This window comes from Acinetobacter sp. 778_lipA (assembly GCF_058242985.1).
In genome coordinates, this window is record NZ_JBZAYT010000001.1 from 572,706 (window position 1) to 596,491 (window position 23,786).

The following is a 23,786-nucleotide window of genomic DNA, read 5'->3' on the forward strand; positions in this document are numbered from 1 at the left end:
TCCATCAATAAAAATTAGAGCAATGCCCAGTCTAAGCTGGGCATTATAAAGAATAGATTTATTATTTTTTAGTTTCGGGTAAAACTAAATTCAAAATTAATGCAGCGAGTCCGCCAGTTGCGACACCAGAACTAAAAATATTACGCGGTAATTCTGGCAAATGTTCCAAAATTTGAGGAACTTGCGCAACCCCTAGGCCGAGACCCAAAGAGATAGCAATAATTAGTAGTGCACGACGGTCTAGTTGAATTCCCGATAAAATGTTAATGCCTGAAGCAGCAACTGCACCAAACATTACCATAACCGCACCGCCCAGTACCGCTTGCGGTACCGCCTGAATGATACCAGCCACAGCAGGGAATAACCCCAGAATGATAAGCAGGATTGCAATCCAAATCCCAACAAAACGACTTGCAACACCTGTCAACTGAATTACACCATTATTTTGTGCAAAGACAGAACTTGGGAATGTGTTGAAGATCCCTGCAAGGAAAGAGTTGGCACCATTGACCAATACACCACCTTTAATTCGTTCCATCCACACTGGGCCATCTACAGGCTGATTTGAAATTTTAGAGGTTGCGGTGACATCGCCAATTGCTTCTAATGACGTGACAAGATAAATAAACGCCATAGGAATAAATAAGCTCCATGAGAAGCTAATTCCAAAATGCATTGGTGTCGGAATTTGAATCAATGGGGCATCTTTTAAACCAGAAAAATCCAAATAGCCCATAAAGCCCGCAAGAATATAGCCGATCACTAAAGCAATGAGAATTGCAGAACTTTTCACCCAAACTACTTTGAAGCGATTGAGAAGAACGATAATTGCCAACACTGTACATGACATAATGAGATTGTCGGCACTGGCAAACGTATGACTTTCCATGGCTTGGTAGCCACCGCCCATGCTGATTAAGCCTTCTTTAATTAAGGTTAAACCAATTAACAGCACCACAATTCCTGTAACCAATGGTGTGATCAACTTTTTTACCCAAGGTAAAATACGAGAAACACCCATTTCAATAAATGAGCCTGCAATGACCACACCAAAAATAGATGCCATAACTGCCTCTACTGGTGTGCCGGCAGCAACCATGGCAGAACCAATCCCAATCATTGGACCAATAAAGTTAAAACTTGTACCTTGAACAATCAGTAGCCCTGCACCAAATGGTCCAATTTTTTTACATTGTAAGAATGTTGCCACTCCAGAAATCACCAATGACATGGAAAGAATCATATTGGTATCTTGAGGAGAAACACCTAAAGCTAAACAAATCAGTAAACCGGGTGTTACAATTGGGACAATAATCGCAAGTAAATGTTGCAAAGCCGCAAAAAAAGCGATGAGTGGTTTTGGACGATCATCTAGACCATAAACAAGATCGATTTGAGTCTGTTTCTGATTGGGAGAGGGGTTAGAATTGGACATGGCACAGCAATTGGAAGTGGCAAGATGGCGCTATTCTAATCGCTTTACACACTATTACAAAATAAAAAGCCTGCTGTTGTGAAAAAAACTTGTAACTGTCAATAAACTGTCACTACTAAAAGTTAAGATTTTTCTGTATAATTTGCCCTCAAATTTAAAGCGTATCGAATTTACATGTCTGATATTAAAACTCTCCGTAATATTGCCATCATCGCGCACGTCGACCATGGTAAAACGACTCTTGTCGACAAACTTTTACAACAATCAGGTGCACTCGGTGACCGCGCGGGTGAGATTGAGCGTGTTATGGATTCGAATGCGCTTGAGTCTGAACGCGGTATTACCATTCTTGCAAAAAACACTGCGATCAAATGGTTAGACAAGCGTACAAATACTGAATACCGCATCAACATCGTCGACACCCCAGGACATGCTGACTTTGGTGGTGAAGTAGAACGTGTAATGTCTATGGTTGACTGCGTACTTCTTCTTGTCGATTCACAAGAAGGCCCAATGCCACAAACTCGCTTTGTAACACAAAAAGCGTTTGCTCGTGGTTTGAAGCCAATTGTTATCATCAACAAAGTAGATAAGCCAAGCGCTCGTCCAGACTGGGTTATCGATCAAGTATTTGATTTGTTCGATAACTTAGGCGGTAGTGATGAACAGTTAGACTTCCCAATCGTATATGCTTCTGGCTTACGTGGTGTTGCTGGTCCTTCTCCTGAAGAATTAGCTGAAGATATGACACCGTTGTTTGAAACAATCGTAGATATCGTTGAACCACCAGCAGTTGATATTGATGGTCCATTCCAAATGCAAATTTCATCACTTGACTATAATAGTTTCGTGGGTGTAATTGGTGTTGGCCGTATTCAACGTGGTTCAGTAAAAACCAATACACCAGTGACTGTGATCGATAAAGATGGCAAGACACGTAATGGTCGTATCTTAAAAATTATGGGTTACCATGGTTTAGAGCGTGTAGATGTAGATTCTGCTCAAGCGGGTGATATCGTATGTATCACTGGTTTAGATGCATTGAACATTTCTGACACAATCTGTGATCCTAAAAATGTTGAAGCATTACCTGCATTGTCTGTAGATGAACCTACAGTTTCGATGACGTTCCAAGTAAACAATTCACCGTTTGCTGGTAAAGAAGGTAAATTTGTAACTTCACGTAATATCCGTGAGCGTTTAGATCGCGAATTGATCCATAACGTTGCTTTACGTGTTGAAGATACTGACAGTCCAGACCGTTTCAAAGTTTCTGGTCGTGGTGAACTTCACCTTTCAGTATTGATTGAAACAATGCGTCGTGAAGGCTTCGAGATGGGTGTTTCTCGTCCGCAAGTGATCATGAAAGAAGTGGATGGCGAAACTCAAGAACCATACGAAAACGTTACTTTTGATGTTGAAGAACAACATCAAGGTTCTGTTATGGAACAAATGGGTAACCGTAAAGGTGAGTTGACCAATATGGAAGTTGACGGTAAAGGCCGTATCCGTATTGAAGCAACTGTTCCATCACGTGGTTTGATTGGTTTCCGTTCTGAATTCTTAACCATTACCTCTGGTACTGGTATCATGACTTCTAGCTTCTCGCATTATGGGCCTGCTAAACAAGGTGCAGTTGCGAAACGTCAAAACGGTGTGTTGATCTCAATGGTTAACGGTACTTGCTTAGCGTTTGCATTGTTCACTTTACAAGACCGTGGTCGTCTATTTGCTGAACCACAGTTAGAAGTTTATGAAGGTATGATCGTGGGTATGAACTCTCGTTCAGACGACATGACTGTGAACCCAACGAAAGCGAAACAGTTAACTAATATGCGTGCATCTGGTACAGATGAAGCGTTAACGTTAACACCTGCAATTAAATTCACGCTTGAACAAGCATTAGAATTTATTGAAGATGACGAATTAGTTGAAGTAACACCTAAATCAGTTCGTATTCGTAAAAAATTCTTAACTGAAAATGAACGTAAACGTGCTTCACGTGGCTAAGCGTTCAAACTGGAAATAATTTAATTTCTAGAAAAAAAACCGCAATTTTTTAATAAATTGCGGTTTTTTTATATAAATGTAAAAGGATATTGGTTTTTAATAAAAAGCGAGTAAATTAGGCGGAAATATATGTTGAAACATAATGTATACTTCGTCACATAAAAAATACGCAAAATCGGCGTGGAGTTAAAGTATGAGTATTCTTTCAGAGTTCAGAGAATTTGCCATTAAAGGCAATATGATGGATTTGGCAATTGGTGTCATCATTGGTGGTGCTTTCAATAAAATTATCGACTCATTAGTGAAAGACGTGATTATGCCTTTAATCACAGTGATTACGGGTGGTGGTGTTGATTTTACTCAAAAATTTGTCGTACTGGGCGATAACCCAAATAACCTTTCATCATTGGATGAATTGACCAAAGCTGGGATTAACGTACTAACCTATGGTAATTTCATCACAATTGTATTGAACTTCCTGATCTTAATGTGGGTGGTTTTCTTGTTGGTTAAATTCCTCAATAAAATTCGTAAACCTGCTGAAGAAGCGCCTGCTGCTACACCAGAAGATATTGCATTACTGCGTGAAATTCGTGATGAATTAAAGAAACGCCCTGAAGCTTAATCTTCATTCAATTGATTCAAATTACAGTATTTTAATATGTCTAAAGCCTGATAAAGCTATTAAATCATTGTAAAAGAGTTGAATGAAACGGTACGATCTAGTACCGTTTTTTATGCAAGCAAGAAAATAGAGATGGGGCTGATGAAAAAAAACATAGGGATTATGGCAATACTTATCAGTTTGTATGCATGTTCAGAGCATCCAAAAGAGCAGCAATCTGCTGATACTCCAACATCTACGCAAGCGGACCAAAGCCGACCTGCTAGTGGTTTAACTTTTAATGAAATGCCAAATGAAGATACCCGCTACGTCACTATAGAAACCGACTCGGTAGATGAAAATGAAACATTACTGTTGGCACTACAAACACGTTTATTAAAAGCCAATTTTGAGTTTATAGAAAAAGACAGTGGTAGCTCTTGGTCTGAAAATGATTGTTCTCTGAATAGGGTGATTCAAGTAAAAGGTGAGGGCATCCGCTCTTATAAGGCAATCAGTAAAGTTAAGTTAGGTGATGAAAAACAATATCGCCCAGATTTTGTTTTGCTGGTTTTTGCTTTTAAGGATGAACAGCTTGCTGAGCAAAGTTTTCAAATGCTTAAGTCTGCTGTCTATTCAGCTGGGGGTTACTGTAATGGTAAATCTCCTGAAACCATCGTTAGAAATGGTAATGAAATATTTTACTTTACCACTCGCGAAGAAGCATTTAGATCATATATTGATGATTATGCGAAGTTTATCCATGAGTTTAAACCTGAGCAAATTGATTCAAAAATATAGGATGGTTTAAAGTGACTAGAACAGCTCAGATTTTTATTGTTTTGGCGAGTTTTCTAATCTATGGATGCCAAGCCCAAGTTAAAGTTGATGAAAATTTTATTAAGCAGTTCAGCCCAGAAATACGCCCTCAAGTGATCTCGATATGTGAACAATATGATTCTAATGATCAGGTTCAAGGGATTTATTTTAGTCGCTATGCATTTGGTTTATATACCTTTATTTGAATAAAAAACAACAGATTTGAAATATTAAGCTTTGATGATGTCAAGTACTCTCCTATAGATGAAGTTTCAGATATTGAATTGCAAACGGGTCAATATATAAAACGAAATGACCAAATCATTTTAAAAACGGAAAAATTGAATAAGTCAGACCCCTTGGCAAATCAAAGTGCAGATTTTGAAAACTTTATATATTTGCAAAACGCTCAGAGTGCATTTTTAATTAAAGATATTGAGGATGTAGCCAGTTCAATGTCATGGTCACAAACGATGGGAAGTGCACGTTCACAATTTAAGAAGATTCATTGTCATATTCAGGATTATCATCATTATAAAGGTGATGAAGAACCATCACCATCTTATCAAGCATTACCTGAACGCTTTAAAGCGCTTGTGTTTGAGCAACCTTTGCATTTGACAATAAAGTCTGCGGAAGACATTTCTAAGTCATTAGAGCGAAATGATGATTCCGAAACAGTAATAGAGCAAACAGTTCAAATTCTAAGTGGAAATACTCAGAAGTTATTTATGAATCAGCCAATCTGTATTATTCAAGGGCAAGGAAAAGGATTGTATGGATACATAAATCAACCGAGTCAGCCCCTTACTAAGGCATGGATGAGTTTTGAGCGAGGTGCGAGTATGGGAATTGCCAGACAAGGGGATATCATTTCAACTTCATACCAAGAATGTAAATCTTTAAACTAAAAATCCATGCGAAATTTAATCTCAACCAAGTGAAAGCCGAATTGGCTTTTTACTGGGCCATGGAGTACACGTTCAGCAGCGGTAAATACAAGTTTATCAATCACAGGAACAAGCTGTCCTTTTTTCACTTCACCCAGTTCACCACCACGTTTTGCTGAATTACATGTGGAATGCTGTTTGGCCACTTTGGCAAAATCAGCACCATCATGAATCTTCTTCTTAAGTTGTTCTGCCAAGTCCTTATCTTTGACGAGAATATGTCGAACGATTGCAGTTTTCATTTACTCTTTCCTCGTGGTTTTTGGGGGATGCTCTTCGCGATCTTTAATGGCTGGCATTGTGGGCAAAACACACTGGCTCTTTGTCCTAACTTTAAATTTTCTAAAGTGGTTTCACAGTTAATGCACATCTCACCCGCACGTCCATAAGCCAATAAGGTCTGCTGAAAGTAGCCATTCTCACCCATGGCATTGCTATAGTCTCTTAAGGTTGACCCACCCAAATCAATCGCTTGCTTTAAAATTCGTTTAATTTCGATGACCAATTTTTGAATTTGCGCTTTCGTCAAACTCGAAGCAGGCTGTGCAGGGTGAATCCCTAAATTAAATAAGCTTTCAGTTGCGTAAATATTACCTACACCCACAACAATATGATTATCCATGATTGCAACTTTTGTGCCGACATTTTTATTTTTAAACTTTTCTGCTAAATATTCGGCATGAAATTCATCACTCAATGGTTCAGGCCCTAAAGTATCAATCAATTTTGTTTGGCTTTCCTCATTCAGCCAAATGATACAACCAAAGCGTCGGGGATCATGATAGCGCAGCTGTGTGTCTTCAAATTGAATGATCAGATGGTCATGCTTTCTAAGCGCTTCATGTTCATCACAGATTCTAAAACTCCCTGACATACCCAAGTGCCATAACATGCTATGGGTTTCAAACTCTGCCAAAATATATTTTGAACGACGTGTTAAGCGAACGAGTTTCTGACCTTGAAGTTGTTGAATATCTTCGGGAATTGGCCAGCGTAACCGTGACTCACGTACTTGAACATGAAGAACTTTCTGGTCAATCAGGGGGAGTAAACTGTTTTTTGTTGTTTCAACTTCTGGTAATTCAGGCATGCACTTGTCACATTGGTGTGAGGACTGAATATTGTATGCAAGAATTGGATTGCATTAAAGGGCGGTTCTGTTGAGCCTACGACTTTAGGTTGAAATTATAGAGATGATCGTTGAATAAGATTGAAATGTTATTCCTAAGCCATTGTTATATAATATAAAGTTTATTAATAAAATAAAGTTTTCCAATTGATAAAAAATATCTGATAGTTATATGTAAAAAAATGTGTAAATTTCTAGTGAATTGTTTCCTGAAATAATTCTTTTTATCTCGATATTTCAGGAAAAATAGTCATTTTAAAGCTGGAACTTTCTATTAAATTTAGACAGTTAAAGTGATTGAGAGTTGGCTGGTTTATCTTTATTCGTTTTGTTCCTGATTAGGCTTTCCCATGAAAAAAATTGCTTATCCTTTATTGGCAATCTCTGTATATAGCATAATGTCTTTTGCCTCAGCTGAAGATGCGTTTAATTTACATGGCTCGACCATGACGGGTGACTGGAATGGGAGTCGGACTGAATTTGCAGAAAAGGGAATCAAATTTGATGGCACGATTGCCATGGACAGTTCATATCTCGCTGAGGGTGGTTATGATGCGCACCAAGCGCCAACATTTGCGACACAATTCGGACTGGGTACAACTTTAGATATGGGGAAGCTGGCGGGTTGGAATGATGTGACTATTCGTGCTTTAGTTACAGCACGTCAAGGTGAAAGTACTTCACTCAGAGGTATCCAAGCACCAGATGCACCTCAGTGGGCAAACTCGCAAGCCAATTGGGGCCGTGGTAATTCGGGGAGCCGTCTCAGCGAATTATATATAGAAAAGAATTTTAAGGATCAAGGACTAAGCCTGCGTTTAGGTCGTATGGGTTTAGGTACTGAATTCAATACCATGGCTTGTGATTTCCAAGGCAATGCATTTTGTGCAGCACAGATGGGGAAATGGCAAGGTAAGCTTTGGTATAACACACCAGTCTCACAATGGGGCGCACGCTTAAAATATCACATCAATCCTGAACTATTTGCACAAGTGGGGGTGTTTGAATACAACCCTGATAATGCTTTAGAGCGACAAGGCTGGAATTTGGATACAAAGCATGCCGATGGTGTAAATATTCTGTCTGAAGTGGTGTGGTCACCTAAGCAGGGTGTGAATGATTTACCAGGCAGTTATCGTATTGGTACGCTATACAATACTGCTGATGAGGCTCAAAATCAGTACGATGTTGCTTATAAAGCAGGAACTAAGGCTGAAGATCGTACATACGGCGGTTGGTTTGCGTTTGAACAGCAGTTGACTTCAACTGGGATAGGAAAACGTGGTTTACACAGTTTTGGTAACTTCACCATTCATGATCGTACGACGACAGCCGTAAATGATTCACAGCAACTTGGTCTAAAATACTATGGTCTGTTTGATAGTCAACCAAACGATATTCTAGGTCTAGCTGTAAATCGAGTACATTTGAACGATCGGTATACTAACTATGTGAATAGTGCTCGTTCAGGAACAAATTTAAGACAGTTGAATGAAGATGCAGAGTATAATGTTGAGTTGAACTACTCATATTACCCTGCCAAATGGTTCATGCTTCGTCCTTTAGTGCAGTATGTGGTACATCCTGGTGCAACCAATCAGGTGGACAATGCATTTGTCGTTGGCTTGGGGTCTAAAATTATTTTTTAATACAACTCGAGGACACCTTTATGCAAAGAGTGAAACATCTAAAAATTAATACAACACTACTTTGCTTAACGGTATGTATCACACAGAGCTTATATGCTGAAGTGGAATCTCAAGATTCCACTCAGCAGCATTCTACTCAGCAACTTCCAACCATCAAAATTGAAGCTACACGTTCTGATACCAACATATTAAATACCCCGGCATCGGTATATAGAGTCGATCAACAACAAAATCAAAATAATATTGGGGTAAACCTCACTGAAACACTCAAGGGAATCCCAGGGTTACAGCTCAATAATCGTGAAAATTATGCCCAAGACTTACAACTGTCTATGCGCGGTTTTGGCGCACGCTCAACTTTTGGAGTCCGTGGGATACGTCTTTATGTCGATGGGATTCCTGCGACGATGCCAGACGGACAAGGCCAAACCTCAAATATTGATTTAACGAGTTTAGATCATATTGAAGTGCTAGGTGGGCCATTTTCATCACTGTATGGAAACTCCTCTGGGGGCACGATTCTCACCACGACCAAAGAAGGAACAGGCCGTGATTCGGTAGAGTTAGGTTATTCAGGTGGAAGTAACAATAAAGGCCGTGCTGACATCACCTTACAAGGTGGTGCAGATAAAGCCAATGAACCAAGCTATGTGATCAGTTCTTCTTATTTTGATACTGATGGCTATCGTGATCACAGTGCCGCAAGAAAAGTGTTGAGTAATGCCAAACTCACATGGGACTTAGATGATGGTTCTAAGATCAATTGGCTGATCAATCATGTGGATATTTCCGCTGATGATCCACAAGGTTTGACACGCGAGCAATGGAAGCAAAATCCTAAACAGGTCAATGACAGTAAAAATATCTATGACGTTCGTAAAGATATTAATCAAACACAAACAGGTATCAATTGGACTAAGCCCCTGAATGATCATCAAGAGCTTTATAGTATGGCTTATATTGGTCATCGTGAAGTGACTCAATACCAGTCCATTCCAAGTTCTGCTCAAAAGAATCCACGTCATGCTGGTGGGGTGATTGATTTCGAACGAGACTTTTATGGCACTGATTTACGTTGGACTGGCAAAGACTTATTACCGAATACACGGATCAGTGTAGGCGTGGCTTATGATGCAATGAATGAAGACCGCCAAGGGTATGAGAATTTTAATGCCAATGGCCAATACGGGGTAAAAGGCAACTTGCGCCGTGATGAACGAAATACTTTATGGAATTTAGATCCTTATCTTCAGGCATCTTGGCAGTTTTTGCCGACTGTACGTCTAGATACAGGGTTACGCTATAGCAATGTTCATTATGAGTCAAAAGATCACTATATTATTGGTTTGAATGGCGATGATAGTGGTCAAACCGATTATAACAAATTGCTTCCATCGGCTGCTTTGACATGGGAAATTACTCCTGAGATCAGCAGTTATCTCAGTTATGCTAAAGGCTTTGAAACACCAACCTTTACCGAAATGGCCTATCCAACACAAGGCACGGCAGGGATTAATTTTGCGCTTAAACCTTCAACCAGTGATAACTATGAGCTTGGTTTAAAAGCACAAAATCGCCTAGGTAATTTTACTGCTGCAGTTTTCCAAAGTAATACTCAAGATGATATCGTTTCTGCGGGGACACTCAATGGACGTGCAACCTATCAAAATGCAGATAAAACACTGCGCCAAGGTGTAGAGCTGTCATGGAATAAAAAGCTGTGGAAGAATTTAACGGCTCAAGCTAGTTATAGCTTGCTTGATGCTACATTTGATGCAGACATTACCAACAGTGATCCTAAAAAAGTCATCCAAAGTGGCAATTACATTCCTGGTATTGCAAAAAATCAAGCCTTTGTATCTTTCGGTTGGTTGCCTGAGCAGGGCTTTAACGCAGGTGTAGATGTTCGTTATATGGATAAAATCTATGTAGACGATCTCAATACAGATACTGCACCAAGTTATACAGTAACCAGTATGAATGTCGGTTATATCTGGAAAAACAATGATTGGAAAGTGCATAGTTTTGCTCGAGTCGATAATTTATTCGATAAAAATTATGTTGGTTCAGTCATTGTAAATGATGGTAATAGTCGATTCTTTGAACCTGCTGATGGTATTAACTGGAGTGCAGGACTTAGTATCACTAAACAGTTCTAATTCATTGGGAAAATAATTTATGTCTGCTCAACCAAAGTTATTTGAATCTATTCAATTTGGTTCACTCTCCCTCAGCAATAAAATTATTATTGCACCAATGTGTCAATACTCAGCAACAGATCAGGGTGAAGTGACTTATTGGCATGAACAACAATGGGCAAGTTACGCTTTGTCAGGTGCGAGCTTATGTATTATTGAGGCGACAGCGGTTCAAGCCGAAGGGCGGATCAGTTATGCTGATGTGGGACTTTGGAATGATACCCAACGAGATCAAATCAAAGCTTTACTCAATAAGGTAAAAAGCATTGCTCCAACACCTTTTGCTATTCAGCTTGCGCATGCAGGTCGTAAAGCTTCGACTGAAAAGCCTTGGTTGGTGAAGCAGGGGAAAGGTCAGATTGCGCCTGACCATGAACACGGATGGCAAACTGTATCAGCCAGCGGTATTGCTTTTAGCCCGAATGATATTGCACCGCATGAATTAACCATTGATGAAATTAAAACAATTATTCAAGACTTTGCGCAAGCGGCGATTCGTGCAGTAGATGCTGGTTTTTCATTGATTGAAATTCATGCGGCGCATGGGTATTTACTACATCAATTTATGTCACCACTGTCTAACCAGCGAACTGATGAATATGGTGGAAGTTTTGAAAATCGTATTCGTTTTACATTAGAAGTTTTTCAAGCCATTCGAGCAGTTGTGCCAACTGACTACCCTGTAGGTGTACGTATTTCTGCAACTGACTGGATGGATGCAGAAAATAGCTGGAATGTTGAATCAAGCATTGGCTTATCAAAAGCTTTAGCGCAACTTGGTGCTGCTTATATCCATGTATCTTCTGCGGGATTGCATATTCAACAAGATATTAAAGTGGCTGCAAATTACCAAGTGCCTTTTGCAAATGCGATTAAAAAGCAGGTGAATATTCCTGTAATAACAGTGGGCTTAATTACCGAAGCTGAGCAAGCTGAACAGATTCTTCAAGATGCTGAAGCAGATGCAATTGCATTGGCAAGAGCGATTTTATATGACCCACGCTGGCCTTGGCATGCTGCAGCAAAATTGGGTGCAAAAATCTCGATTGCACCACAATATTTACGTTGTCAGCCGCATGGAATCAAAGATCTGTTCTCAGCATATTGATGGCATAACAGTTTTGATTCACTCATTATTCTTTAAACGTATTTAAACTTAATAAAGATATATTCTAGGATATATCTTTATTTGTATGATCTGGAAAAGGAACGGCTTGAATGATTTTTTCGGTAATTTTTCCAGTATTTTTCCTGTTATTTTTGGGTTTTATATCTGTCAAAATCCAATTGATCTCTAAAGAGCAAATTACTGCAATTGGTGCTTTTGTAATCAAAATTGCATTGCCTGCTTTATTACTTCATGCACTGGCTGCAAAAGATTTACATGAGATTTGGTATCCTGCCTATTTCTTTGTTTATACAGGGGTTACTTTTACTCTATTTATTTTGGCCTTTATTTTAGGGCAAAAGCTTTTTAACAATCATTTTACCCATGCTTCTGTGTTTTCACTTGGCGCATCAATGTCCAATACTGGGTTACTGGGCGCAGCAATTTTGACTTTGCTGATGGGTAGTGAAGCCATGATTTATATTTCACTGATTGTGATCATTGAAAGCGTATTTCTTGTACCGCTGATGTTAACCTTGGCAGAAATAGGGCGACAAAGACAAGCCAATTTAGCCGCTATTTTAAAAACAACATTTCTGGCTTTATTAAAAAATCCATTGTTCTTGTCAGTGATGATTGGCATGAGCTGTACGATCTTCGAAATTCAAATTCCACATGTATTAGACCAAGTATTTACCTTGTTAGGTCAGACGGCTTCACCTTTAGCGTTATTTATTATTGGTGGTGGAATGGTTGGGATTACGATTCAATCACTTAATCTACAAACCATTTATTTGGTGGTTTCTAAAAATATCTGTATGCCGATATTGGTCTATTTAGGCTTGACTCATTTAACCGACTTGGATCAAAAGACGATTTATGCAGGTACCTTGATTGCTGCTTTGCCTATGCCCTCTATATTTGGAATTTTTGGGCAAGTCTATGGTTTAAATGAAAAAGCACTGACACCATTGATGATTAGTACTTTACTGAGTTTTATTGTGGTGAGTGTTTTGATTGGTGTTTGGTGGTAAAAAAATACTCTCTTGCGAGAGTATTTTTTAAGAGCTGCTTATTTTTTTGCTGGTGCTTTGGGAGCAGGTGTTTTGCCTTTTTCAGCAATTAGTTTGTTTACAACATCCAAAGACTCTTTTGCCTTAGGCACATTATTTTTAGCAAGTTCTGAGAAAATCTTTTGTGCTTCTGGCAGATTTTGATCAATGATATTGCCATTGGTCAGCATATTTCCGACAGCCATCAATGCTGGAATATATCCTTTTTTAGCTAAATCTTGGATTGATTTTAAACCTTGATTAACTGCTGATGCATTTTTCTTCTTTAAGCCATCGGTGATGTCATACAGCGCTTTCGCATGAATTGCAGGTGCAAAATCTTTTTTCACTAAAGGATCAAGTTTTTGTAAGCCGAGTTTATCAGATGCAGGTGTACCTTCAGAAAATAATAAAACAGCCAATTCCACGGTAGCATCATCAAATCCTTGAGCAGAGGACTTCTCTAAGTATTCACGGACTTTCTTTTCATCTTTGGCTAAGCCCAATTGACCTACTGCATAGCTTTGCGCCAAGACATAGCTTGCAACAGAATAGCCTTTTGCTGAAGCATCTTGATAATATTTCAAAGCTTTCTTATCGTCTTTGGTTGTACCTTGTCCCGTTTGGGTTAAATAGCCTAAGTTATATAATGCTTGCGCATTGCCAGCCTTTGCAAGACGTTCAAGTTCTTGATACGCCGCAGGATAGTTTTTTGCTTGAATTAGCTCTTGTGCTTTGGCAAATGTAGGGTCAATGTTCGCTTTAGCTGTATCTGCTGCAAATGCAGAAATACATGAAAAGCTGAGTAGTGTAGCGAATAGAATTTTTTTCATTTTGACGATATACCTTGTTTTAATTTCAACATAATTCCATTTATGGTGTGAGAACATTGTTGAGGACGTTTTTATCATAATTTGAAAATTATAAATGTAAACATGCCTATTGTATAAGTTAGTGTATTTAAATTTTAATTTATTTATAAATAAGAAAGAATTAAGGATATTTTAACAACATTAAAGCCTAGAGAAATTTTTTATTCTCTAGGCTTTGGGCTGTTATTTTACTGCTTTGAGGAGTAATTCAATTTCGCCTGCTTCACGTGCCCCTGAAATACGGGTGCCATCTTGTAAGAAGAATGTTGGTGTACCATCGACTTCGAGTGATTTTGCTAAAGCAATATTTTTCTCAATTGGGTTCGTACATGACTTGTTTGAAGTCGGTTGTTTCTTATCAATTAAATAGTCTTCCCACGCTTGGTACTGGTTTTTAGAGCACCAGATTTGCTGTGAAATACTTTCAGCATTTGGATGTAAACGGGTAATTGGGTATAAAAATAAGTAAACGGTTAAGTTGTCGATATTTTTTAATTCTTTTTCAAGATGTTGGCAATATGGACAGTCAGGATCACTAAATACGTAGATTACACGTTCACCTTTACCTTTGACATGCTTAATGGCTTGTTTCAAAGGTAATGATTTTACATCAATACTTTTTAGCGCTTGCATACGTTCTTCAGTCAGATTTTTTTGTTCTTTAAGATCAATTAAATTGCCGACAAAGAAATATTTTGCTTCTTCATTGGTATAAACAATACGCCCACCCATATAGACTTCATAAACATCTTTAATTGGTGAGTTTTGTACCGATTTCACCTGAATCTCAGGATATTTGGTTTTTAAGTTTTGCTGTAAAGTCTGAATATCTGCATGTGCAGAAGAAAAGGTAAAAAGACCCAAAGTCAGAAGAGATAACCAGATTTTCATGTTAAAGCTCAAAATAATAATGTGGATATTGTGCACTCAATAAAGATCAAAAATATATTGAGATCATGTAATTGCCAATGCGATATTCAGTTGATACCACGCTTAATTTCGTATTGTATTCTGGATACCATGGCGTGTTAACTCATTTCTGAGTTGTTGGATATATTGATTTAATTCTACTTGTGAGTCACTCCGTAAGCGTAATTGCGTACTAAAATTAAAGATTCTGCTGCGTTTTCCATTACGCTGTAAAATTTGAAAGTGCCCAATATGACTACCATTCGCTGTTGTCCTATGGGTACTAAATTCAACGCATGTGACCTGATCTAATGGGTAAGAGGTCATCATCAAATTACTGACGATCAGTTTATGATTGCATATATAAAATGGGGAAAAATTTAAATTAAACCGTTTAAATATCCACATCAGCATACTCAAAAATGCTATGAAAATGATTGGAACCAACAAGCCCCAATATTTGTCTGAGCGGTTAGTTGTCTCTACTTCGAGTAATTCTACATGTTTGGCTTCAACCATTTTTTGCTCTTCAATCCATTGTCGAATATCGTCAGTGCGTGGTTGAGTTCTCAGTAAATTTTGAATCGTTTGTGGGTCGCGAATATGATAAATCGTGGCCTTAACCAGTTGGCTATTTCCTAACTGATCAAAATAGTAAAATGCATTGCCATTTTTCCATACACTGCCATAGTTGTAATTTACATCCCCAAGTTTTTGCCATGAGGAATGAAGTGGTTCAGCTAATTTTAGAATATGGGTGGATTTGGAAGAGGCTGATCCTTTATTGCTGCGATATTCACTGGCTTGTAGATAGAGAAGCTGTGTGCCATCAGAAAAAATCAGCGGTGCGATTTCTTTAAATGCTTTGCCTAAAAATGGACTATCACCTGCGCGACGCATTTTTTTCTTATTCAGATCAAAATAATAAATCCCTGTGTCGTTATAAAACAAAGCATGGTTAATATGATCGCCATGTTTGCTTAAGAGATGATAAGGCGCATATTGAGGATCAAAGGCAAATTCGTTGACATAGACCATACCATCGACAGGATTGAGCAAATAATATTGGTTATTTAAACCGTCTATTTCAATACTATAAAGCTTTCCATTGTCTTTTAAATCGAGCAGGGTGTTATTGTAATAGACGTTTTTTCCATCCGCTCGATAGGCATAGTTACGTTCACCTAAGACAAGTTTGAGTTGGTCTGGATTGGCTCCTGAAAGTAATTTCCCTTGAAAATAGGTGAATGTCCCATTACTTGCCGTATCATTTCCGGAATTGACACGATAAGGCAGATTGCCTGATCCAAGTTTAAAATAGGGGTAGAGATAACTTTGTGGTTTTGAAGCTAGGGCAAAATTTTGTTGCATGATTTGCCATACTTCTCGAAGCGCACTTAAATCTTTATTTCGTTCGGTGGAGGGGGAGCAATACCAAGTGTCTTTTCCAGCAGTAAAATAACCATCCCCAATAGTTTTCACCTGTTGAGGTTGCACACCCTTTAGGATGATATTGCCACAATAGACATGCAGTTTATCTGCACCTAGTTGTCGGTATTGGTAATTATCATTGGGTAAATAAAAACTTTGAACATCTGCTTCTGGGATCAAATAATCACCATTGCTGGGTACAGCGGCATAGATTTGGTTGTTATATTTTTGAAATATTCCCAGTTTTTCTGTAGTCGCCGTAAAAGGAATCTCATCTGAATTTGAGTCAGAAAATCTAAATATAAAACTAAAGCTGAATAGAAGCGCGCATATCACCAAGATAAGCGTGAAGGTTTTAAGGATAGAAAATACTTTTAGTGGATTCTGCATCATTTATTTTATTGTTAAATATTGATCGGGTTGAGTTATGGCAATTTAAGGTTGTTTCGTCATCATTTTGATTATGAATTGGTCATACAGATTGATGGCAAGGTCTTTAGCATTTAAGGCAAATAGGGTTGCATAGCCTCTGTTAAAATTTCGATTAACTCTTCATCCATATAGTGATAATCGTCTGGAATATCCAATACCATGACTTTTTTATGTTGTAACTGGTTGGGGAATTTCTCTTTGATATTTTGTTTATGCTTTTGCTCCATGACAAAAATCATATCTGCCCACGCAATATCTTTGGCAGAAATACGGTGTTTGGCGTGTTTACTTGTTCCAGCAGAACGTGTGGAAATGCCATAGCCCACTGCAAAGACACGCTCGGCAGTGGGGCTACGCCATTGGTTACGACTACAAATAAAAAGGGTGTTCAATGAGCAGTCTTCCAAAAATCATATTGTGCTTGTTTTCGTCTTTTGGCAGAAGAAATACGTGGATATTCAATTCTTAATTGTTTAGAACGAGATCTTTTTAACGATCTGTTCCAAAGTAATTTCCAGTCTTTTTCTGGTTTCCAAAGGCTTGAAGTATGTCTGCAATCTCGACCACGGTGTAAATAATTTACCTTACGTCTCCAAGCGCGATTGCGGTTTAATTCATTTTCAAAATATTGTTGTGTAATGTCCATAGATAAAACTCATGAGTTGATCGGGTTCAGCAGCCGCGATAACACATGATTGGGCTATTTTATAAGTATTTATCTGGGTAAACAAGCTGAATGATTTTGATAATGTTTATTTAGGGCCATTTTAAAGGCACTGAAAAGGGTATAATTCTGGCTAAATAGAACACGTGAGTAGACAATGTTTATTAAAGGCATTAGACGTAATTATGACAAAGTCAGCCAAGATGACAGTATTGCTGATGAAGATAAGATAGATGCCTTGTTGATCAAACTAGGTGGTGAGTTTCTTATCAGTAAGGATGACCGTGTTTATATTTTTGAAAAAGATGGTCAGACGGCAAAGTTTGATGCAAAACATGCACGAGCATTTCATTTTAAGGATTATTTGTGTAAAGACATGAATAAATTATTTCATGGGTTTTGATACTCCTTGAAAATTAGTGAACTGTTCAATTGTGCTATAAAAATACTTTAAGCATTTGGATGAGCCCTCTACCGATGTATTGATGGTGGTTAGGGCTTTCTAAAGTAATAATTTTTGATGTTGTCATTGTTTATTTTCTTAGTTCTGTTTTTTGATGCGCTGTGTGCCATAAAACGAGAGTGAATGCATTAATCCACTACAACAATACTTTCGGCGTTTGGCTAAAAACAATATAAGATAATGGCTTGTATCTGGATGGTCTTTGTATTTTCTAGCAAAATTATTTGACTATATACTCGTGCTTCAAGTTATATAATATAAAAAAGAAGGCTGTTTTTGCTAAGATTAATCGAGACGTATCTATGATGAAAGTACTGTCAATCTTATTCATAAGTTTAGTTTGTTCAATGGGGATTTTAGCCCAACAGCCAAATCTTGTGCCTCATCAGGTAAACTTAAAAAATGGGAAGCGCTTTTCTTTAAATCTTCCCGTAAATTACGAAATTATTCCAGCGGCTGAGGGCTTAAAGCGAGTTCGTTTTTTTAGTAAAGCTCCCGATGGCAGAATGTTTGTAACAGATATGCACGATTTGACTGATAATAAAAAAGGCATCATTTATATTTTAGATGAATGGAATCCTGAAACGGGGAAATTCGGCAAAATTATTCCTTATATGACGGGGTTGAAGAATCCTAATTCAGTTCAATTTTATACAGACTCTTCAGGACAAGATTGGTTGTATTTAGCGGAAACTAATCAACTGACCCGACGAAAATTTACCAAAGGTGAAATTAAACCAACCGATAAAGCCGAAGTTTTAGTGACTTTTCCTGACTATGGTTTAAGTTATAAATATGGTGGTTGGCATCTAACGCGAACAATTGCTGTGGGTGGGAACGGGAAAATTTATGTTTCAGTCGGCTCAAGTTGCAATGCTTGTACTGAGAAAGAAAAAGTTCGGGCAACAGTATTAGAAATGAATCCCGATGGTTCGCAACAAAAGATTTTTGCTACAGGTTTACGCAATGCAGTCGGTTTGAAATGGGTTGGTAATTTTTTATTTGCCACCAATCAAGGTGTGGACCATTTGGGTAAAAATAAGCCTGATGAAACTTTTTATGCACTCAAACGTGATGCAGATTATGGCTGGGCATCATGTTATTCGTCGAATGGAAAAATTTTGGCAGATCCAAAATTTAAACGTCCGTCAGGTTGCAAAAATGTATTGCCTCCTTATGCCTATTTCCCTGCGCATTCATCTGCACTTGGTTTTGACTATTTTGATCATCCCAATACAGATGACACCATCAAAAATTCTTTTTTAGTTGCTTTACATGGTTCTACTGATGCCAATATTGGTCATGGTTATAAAATTGTGATTATGCGTAAAGGGCAAAAACTACAGACGTTTATGGATGGCTTTTTAGTGGGCAAAAATGTCTATGGTCGCCCTTGTGATATTTTTCGAGTAGATGAAAATTCATTTTATTTTTCCGATGATAAGAGTGGTGTGATTTATTATGTGAGGCATAAAGCATCCTCCTAAATTTTGAACTTTTCTAAAAATTTAGGCGTTAGTAAAAAGAGCATGGCTGAGGATACAAAATTCAGGTGAAAGTAAAAATATAAATTGTCGATAAATCTTTGGAAGCAGTACTAAATTAGCAAAGTATCCATCTATGAAAATGAAGCTAACCAATTGCTATTATTAAAGTTGTTGTAATTGACTTAATCATTTAATTCTCTAAATAAACCTACAAGGTTGTAGGTTTATTATTGTAGACAATTTTGAGAAATTAATGCGGTCTCGCCACATCACCACTTAAGCTTTCAGGTAATGCTAAAACAGTCACATCTAACTCTTCTAAAGCATCAGGACGGGCAACCACAAGCGCAATATAACCATTTTCAAATGCTGCACTATTTACCACTTGAACACCTTTATTCAATTGTTCAGCTTGAGCAGGGGCAGGACCTGTACCTTGAATGACATGTAACCATGCTTTTGGTTTTGCCTTAAACCAGAGGCGTGCAATCACTTCCTGACCAAGATAACAGCCTTTGTCATAATTGATTCCTTCACGTTGGTGTAAGCGTAATTCTTGTGGTTGAAATACATGTTCAATAGCTTGATTTATATAAGCCTGACCAGTTTGAATTGCAGCAATTTGCCATACTGAAATATCCGTTTCTGTAGCAGAAAAATCAGTCGTTGAGCCATTCAATGTTGGAAAAACTCGTCCAGTTTCTTCAAGCTTCATTTTAGAAAAAGCGCCGTATTTTTTAATATGTTTGGCAAATTCTTCGGCTTGATCTTGAGTCGTAACAATCTCTAAATGTTCAGGATTAATTTTTTTAAGCCATAAGCCAAAATGGATACGACCTTTAAGATCACAAATCGCAGTGTATTGGGTGATATTTTCAGCCAAAGCTTCAACGTTTACAGTCACTTGACCTTGTAGAAATTTGATTGCATCAACACCAATCAAGGTAAATGAGGAGAAAGCTAGATCGCTCATGAATTGCTCGCTTATCTTAAATCTAATACTAAAGAATTAATCTTATTTTCCGCTATTTTTCAAAAAAAAGCAGTTTTAGTGCAAATATTTTAATGAAGATGTTACTAAATATTTCCAAAACCCCTATTTTTATATCTAAGCTTATGAAATATAAACGATTTGGGAAATAGGTTTTCGACAGTGTACTATGCCAATCATTAGACACGCAGTACAAAATGATGCAAGAGGCACAAAACTAATGAATAACAACTATCGTAAACCACTGCAAGGTACCCAGCTCGAATACTTCGATGTGCGTCAAGCCGTAGAAGACATCCAGCAAGGCGCATATGCAAAACTTCCATACACTTCAAAAGTATTGGCTGAACAGCTGGTACGCCGTTGTGATCCAGCCATTCTCGAACAGTCTTTAAAAGAACTGATTAACCGTAAACAAGACCATGATTTTCCTTGGTATCCAGCACGTGTGGTATGTCATGACATCCTTGGGCAGACAGCATTAGTCGACCTTGCAGGTTTACGTGATGCGATTGCAGATCAAGGCGGTGACCCTGCTAAAGTTAATCCTGTTGTACCAACGCAGTTGATCGTTGACCACTCTCTAGCAGTGGAATACGGTGGCTTTGACCCAGATGCATTTGAAAAAAACCGTGCTGTAGAAGACCGTCGTAATGAAGACCGTTTTCACTTTATTGAATGGACCAAAACAGCATTTGAAAATGTCGATGTGATCCCAGCTGGCAACGGCATCATGCACCAAATCAACTTGGAGAAAATGTCTCCAGTGATTCAAAACCGTGAAGGTATCGCATTTCCAGATACTTGTGTCGGTACCGATTCACATACGCCACATACAGATGCGTTGGGTGTAATTTCTATTGGTGTTGGTGGTTTGGAAGCTGAAAATGTCATGCTTGGTCGTGCATCTTGGATGCGTCTTCCAGACATTATCGGTGTGGAATTGGTGGGACAGCGTAAAGCGGGTATCACTGCAACAGATATCGTTTTAGCACTTACAGAATTCTTGCGTAAAGAACGTGTAGTGGGTGCATATTTAGAATTCTTTGGTGAAGGCGCGGACAGTATGTCTGTAGGGGATCGTGCAACGATTTCCAATATGACCCCTGAATATGGCGCAACTGCGGCAATGTTCTATATCGACCAGAACACCATTGATTATTTAACCTTGACTGGTCGTGAATCAGACCAAATCAAATTGGTAGAAAGTTATGCCAAAGAAATTGGTCTTTGGGCATCGGATATGCAACAAGCAGAATATCCTCGCGTACTTCGTTTCGATCTTTCAACGGTAACACGTAATATTGCAGGTCCATCAAACCCACATGCACGTGTATCAACAGCAGATTTAAAAGAGAAAGGTATTGCAGGCGTAGTTGAAAACCGTACTGATGGTTTAATGCCTGATGGTGCAATCATTATTGCTGCGATTACCTCTTGTACCAATACCTCAAACCCTCGTAATACAGTTGCTGCGGGTTTGTTGGCGCGTAAAGCAAATGAATTGGGCTTAGTGCGTAAACCTTGGGTGAAATCATCATTTGCACCAGGTTCTAAAGCTGCTGCACTTTACCTTGAAGAAGCTGGCGTACTGGAAGATTTAGAAAAGCTTGGTTTTGGTATCGTGGCCTACGCATGTACGACGTGTAACGGTATGTCTGGTGCTTTAGATCCAAAGATTCAGCAAGAAATTATTGATCGTGATTTGTATGCCACTGCGGTACTTTCAGGTAACCGTAACTTTGATGGTCGTATTCATCCTTATGCAAAACAAGCATTCTTGGCTTCACCCCCATTGGTGGTGGCTTATGCAATTGCAGGCACAATTCGTTTTGATATTGAAACGGATTCATTGGGCAATGACAAAGACGGTAATCCAGTTTATCTAAAAGACGTTTGGCCATCTGATGCTGAAATTGATGCGTTGGTTAAAGAGTCTGTAAAACCAGAACAGTTCCGTAAAGTGTATATCCCGATGTTTGATTTGGGTGTGACAGAAAAATCAGAAAGCCCGTTATACGATTGGCGTCCGCAAAGTACTTATATTCGCCGTCCACCATATTGGGAAGGGGCTTTGGCTGCACCACGTACATTGTCAAATATGCGTCCACTTGCAATCTTACCTGACAACATTACCACGGATCATTTATCACCTTCGAATGCAATTATGATGGATTCGGCAGCAGGTGAATATCTGCATAAAATGGGCGTACCTGAAGAAGACTTTAACTCGTATGCAACGCATCGTGGTGACCATTTGACCGCGCAACGTGCAACTTTTGCCAACCCAAAACTGTTTAATGAAATGGTGGTTCGTTCTGACGGTACCATTAAGCAAGGTTCTAAAGCGCGTGTTGAGCCAGAAGGCGAAGTGATGCGTATGTGGGAAGCGATTGAGATTTATATGAATCGTAAGCAACCACTGATCATCATTGCTGGTAAGGATTATGGTCAAGGCTCTAGCCGTGACTGGGCTGCGAAAGGTGTTCGTCTTGCTGGGGTTGAAGCGATTGTGGCTGAAGGCTTTGAACGTATCCACCGTACTAACCTTGTTGGTATGGGAGTGTTACCACTTGAGTTTAAAGCGGGCACCGACCGTAAAACCTTAAAGCTTGATGGTACTGAGCTGTATAGTGTGATTGGTAATATTGCACCACGTACAGACTTAACTTTGGTGATTGAGCGTGCCACGGTTGATGGTAAGAATGAAGTGATTGAAGTTCCTGTAACTTGTCGTTTGGATACTGAAGAAGAAGTGCATGTGTATGAAGCGGGTGGGGTATTACAACGCTTTGCACAGGATTTCTTGGAAGGGCAAGTGGCTTAATTGAATTCTATTCTTTAAATCCTCCCCCAACCCTCCTTTGAAAAAGGAGGGAGTTCTTCTCTTTTTAAAGATGAGAAGTATTACTTCGCAAGGGGGGCGATTAAGGAAAAAAGGAATTGAAATTGTTGAAAAAAATCCCTACTGTTCAGTGGGGTTTTTATTTGGGGAATAAAATGTCTTTATTACGAAAAACTCAAAGTGATACGGTAAATTCTGATGAATCAATCACAGCTGAGCGTCTTTTAAACGTATTGTCACAGATGCCTGATGATTTTTATGAGGAAGAAAGAACAGATGAACCACCTCAAGAAAGAGAAGAGCTTTAAATGGTTTGCGCTATTTAATGATTAAGCAGTAGCTCTCAAAAACCATAAATTTCTCTTTTGAAATCATTTCTTGCAAAAATGACACCATCATTTTTAGAAATAGACAGTAGACATACATCAAAATATGGCTATACTTTATTCACCATTTCTAAAACCTATGGAGAACAAAAATGGTTACTGCTGGCGAAAAACCCGGAACAGGCTTCTATTTTTGTGTCCAATGCGGACATCGCACTTACTTAGAAATTGGTACAGATCGTTTACCCCAGTGTACCAAATGCCTTGGCAATCAATTTAAAAAATAAGATTGCTAAGCCGCACAGATAAAACAGATACTCCCTGTTTTAAGCAAAAGCCCTATCCAGTGATAGGGCTTTTTGTTAATTTAATAATAGTTGAAAAGATAACGAGAAAAAGGCAGATAAATCAT

23 protein-coding genes are annotated in these 23,786 nt (G+C 38.5%); 14 read left to right on the forward strand and 9 right to left on the reverse strand.

Going from position 1 to position 23,786, the window contains the following annotated elements; translation table 11 throughout:
• Positions 1–61 precede the first annotated feature (61 nt).
• The gene (locus AC4CUY_RS02745) at positions 62–1,435 is read right to left on the reverse strand and encodes a uracil-xanthine permease family protein (protein WP_419328061.1); all 1,374 of its coding nucleotides are present in this window, start codon (positions 1,433–1,435) and stop codon (positions 62–64) included.
• A 174-nt stretch (positions 1,436–1,609) separates the two neighbouring features.
• Here AC4CUY_RS02745 and typA point away from each other — a divergent pair, with 174 nt between their 5' ends.
• The 5 genes from typA to AC4CUY_RS02770 all read left to right on the forward strand — a co-directional run bounded on the left by typA (position 1,610) and on the right by AC4CUY_RS02770 (position 5,779).
• Positions 1,610–3,445 carry a translational GTPase TypA gene (typA, locus tag AC4CUY_RS02750; RefSeq protein WP_336953352.1) on the forward strand — a complete coding sequence of 612 codons (1,836 nt, stop codon included), beginning with the start codon at positions 1,610–1,612 and terminating at the stop codon, positions 3,443–3,445.
• A 193-nt stretch (positions 3,446–3,638) separates the two neighbouring features.
• Positions 3,639–4,070, forward strand: coding sequence for a large conductance mechanosensitive channel protein MscL (gene mscL, locus AC4CUY_RS02755; RefSeq protein ID WP_004723003.1), 432 nt, complete (start codon positions 3,639–3,641; stop codon positions 4,068–4,070).
• Positions 4,071–4,211: 141 nt separating this feature from the next.
• Positions 4,212–4,850: a hypothetical protein gene (locus AC4CUY_RS02760; RefSeq protein WP_336953351.1), complete on the forward strand. Its 639-nt coding sequence runs from the start codon at positions 4,212–4,214 to the stop codon at positions 4,848–4,850.
• Positions 4,851–4,861: 11 nt separating this feature from the next.
• A complete protein-coding gene (locus tag AC4CUY_RS02765) occupies positions 4,862–5,074 on the forward strand; it encodes a hypothetical protein (protein WP_490773644.1) in 213 nt (70 codons plus the stop codon).
• Between the two features lie 135 nt (positions 5,075–5,209).
• Positions 5,210–5,779 (forward strand): hypothetical protein, encoded by a 570-nt coding sequence (locus AC4CUY_RS02770; RefSeq protein WP_490773645.1) that lies wholly within the window; start codon positions 5,210–5,212, stop codon positions 5,777–5,779.
• On the opposite strand, the gene AC4CUY_RS02775 is transcribed toward AC4CUY_RS02770, so the two are convergent.
• Entirely contained in the window at positions 5,776–6,060 is a 285-nt protein-coding gene (locus AC4CUY_RS02775) for a peptidylprolyl isomerase (protein WP_004819160.1), read from the reverse strand. The two genes, AC4CUY_RS02770 and AC4CUY_RS02775, sit on opposite strands and share 4 nt — an antisense overlap.
• Positions 6,057–6,908: a bifunctional DNA-formamidopyrimidine glycosylase/DNA-(apurinic or apyrimidinic site) lyase gene (gene mutM, locus AC4CUY_RS02780; RefSeq protein WP_336953349.1), complete on the reverse strand. Its 852-nt coding sequence runs from the start codon at positions 6,906–6,908 to the stop codon at positions 6,057–6,059. Before mutM ends, AC4CUY_RS02775 begins: the two co-directional genes overlap by 4 nt.
• Before the next feature lie 389 nt (positions 6,909–7,297).
• On the opposite strand from mutM, the gene AC4CUY_RS02785 reads away from it, so the two are divergent.
• The 4 genes from AC4CUY_RS02785 to AC4CUY_RS02800 all read left to right on the forward strand — a co-directional run bounded on the left by AC4CUY_RS02785 (position 7,298) and on the right by AC4CUY_RS02800 (position 12,936).
• Complete coding sequence (locus tag AC4CUY_RS02785) at positions 7,298–8,596, forward strand: carbohydrate porin (RefSeq protein WP_419359122.1); 1,299 nt, start codon at positions 7,298–7,300, stop codon at positions 8,594–8,596.
• Between the two features lie 20 nt (positions 8,597–8,616).
• Positions 8,617–10,755 (forward strand): TonB-dependent receptor domain-containing protein, encoded by a 2,139-nt coding sequence (locus tag AC4CUY_RS02790; RefSeq protein ID WP_490773646.1) that lies wholly within the window; start codon positions 8,617–8,619, stop codon positions 10,753–10,755.
• A 19-nt stretch (positions 10,756–10,774) separates the two neighbouring features.
• On the forward strand, positions 10,775–11,902 hold the full coding sequence (locus AC4CUY_RS02795; RefSeq protein WP_419328057.1) for an NADH:flavin oxidoreductase/NADH oxidase: 1,128 nt from the start codon (positions 10,775–10,777) through the stop codon (positions 11,900–11,902).
• Positions 11,903–12,012: 110 nt separating this feature from the next.
• Positions 12,013–12,936, forward strand: a complete 924-nt coding sequence (locus tag AC4CUY_RS02800; protein ID WP_490773647.1) for an AEC family transporter — start codon at positions 12,013–12,015, stop codon at positions 12,934–12,936.
• 38 nt (positions 12,937–12,974) lie between these two features.
• On the opposite strand, the gene AC4CUY_RS02805 is transcribed toward AC4CUY_RS02800, so the two are convergent.
• From AC4CUY_RS02805 to AC4CUY_RS02825, 5 genes are all read right to left on the reverse strand, one after another.
• Complete coding sequence (locus AC4CUY_RS02805) at positions 12,975–13,787, reverse strand: tetratricopeptide repeat protein (RefSeq protein WP_336953344.1); 813 nt, start codon at positions 13,785–13,787, stop codon at positions 12,975–12,977.
• Between the two features lie 222 nt (positions 13,788–14,009).
• Positions 14,010–14,717 carry a DsbC family protein gene (locus AC4CUY_RS02810; protein ID WP_004819173.1) on the reverse strand — a complete coding sequence of 236 codons (708 nt, stop codon included), beginning with the start codon at positions 14,715–14,717 and terminating at the stop codon, positions 14,010–14,012.
• Between the two features lie 102 nt (positions 14,718–14,819).
• Entirely contained in the window at positions 14,820–16,559 is a 1,740-nt protein-coding gene (locus tag AC4CUY_RS02815) for a DKNYY domain-containing protein (protein ID WP_490773648.1), read from the reverse strand.
• Between the two features lie 110 nt (positions 16,560–16,669).
• Entirely contained in the window at positions 16,670–16,990 is a 321-nt protein-coding gene (locus AC4CUY_RS02820) for a low molecular weight protein tyrosine phosphatase family protein (protein WP_353161165.1), read from the reverse strand.
• Positions 16,987–17,244 carry a hypothetical protein gene (locus tag AC4CUY_RS02825; protein WP_336953340.1) on the reverse strand — a complete coding sequence of 86 codons (258 nt, stop codon included), beginning with the start codon at positions 17,242–17,244 and terminating at the stop codon, positions 16,987–16,989. Before AC4CUY_RS02825 ends, AC4CUY_RS02820 begins: the two co-directional genes overlap by 4 nt.
• A gap of 175 nt (positions 17,245–17,419) precedes the next feature.
• Between AC4CUY_RS02825 and AC4CUY_RS02830 the strand changes: the two genes are divergently transcribed.
• Positions 17,420–17,665 carry a hypothetical protein gene (locus AC4CUY_RS02830; RefSeq protein ID WP_314336771.1) on the forward strand — a complete coding sequence of 82 codons (246 nt, stop codon included), beginning with the start codon at positions 17,420–17,422 and terminating at the stop codon, positions 17,663–17,665.
• Between the two features lie 362 nt (positions 17,666–18,027).
• Positions 18,028–19,212: a PQQ-dependent sugar dehydrogenase gene (locus tag AC4CUY_RS02835; RefSeq protein ID WP_490773649.1), complete on the forward strand. Its 1,185-nt coding sequence runs from the start codon at positions 18,028–18,030 to the stop codon at positions 19,210–19,212.
• Between the two features lie 250 nt (positions 19,213–19,462).
• On the opposite strand, the gene ygfZ is transcribed toward AC4CUY_RS02835, so the two are convergent.
• Positions 19,463–20,185: a CAF17-like 4Fe-4S cluster assembly/insertion protein YgfZ gene (gene ygfZ, locus AC4CUY_RS02840; RefSeq protein ID WP_490773650.1), complete on the reverse strand. Its 723-nt coding sequence runs from the start codon at positions 20,183–20,185 to the stop codon at positions 19,463–19,465.
• A gap of 238 nt (positions 20,186–20,423) precedes the next feature.
• Here ygfZ and acnD point away from each other — a divergent pair, with 238 nt between their 5' ends.
• The 3 genes from acnD (at position 20,424) to AC4CUY_RS02855 (ending at position 23,661) form a co-directional block, all read left to right on the forward strand.
• Positions 20,424–23,030, forward strand: a complete 2,607-nt coding sequence (gene acnD / locus AC4CUY_RS02845) for a Fe/S-dependent 2-methylisocitrate dehydratase AcnD (protein ID WP_490773651.1) — start codon at positions 20,424–20,426, stop codon at positions 23,028–23,030.
• Positions 23,031–23,152: 122 nt separating this feature from the next.
• A complete protein-coding gene (locus AC4CUY_RS02850; RefSeq protein ID WP_419328051.1) occupies positions 23,153–23,356 on the forward strand; it encodes a hypothetical protein in 204 nt (67 codons plus the stop codon).
• A 170-nt stretch (positions 23,357–23,526) separates the two neighbouring features.
• Positions 23,527–23,661, forward strand: a complete 135-nt coding sequence (locus AC4CUY_RS02855; protein ID WP_004722968.1) for a zinc ribbon-containing protein — start codon at positions 23,527–23,529, stop codon at positions 23,659–23,661.
• The last annotated feature ends 125 nt before the right edge of the window (positions 23,662–23,786 follow it).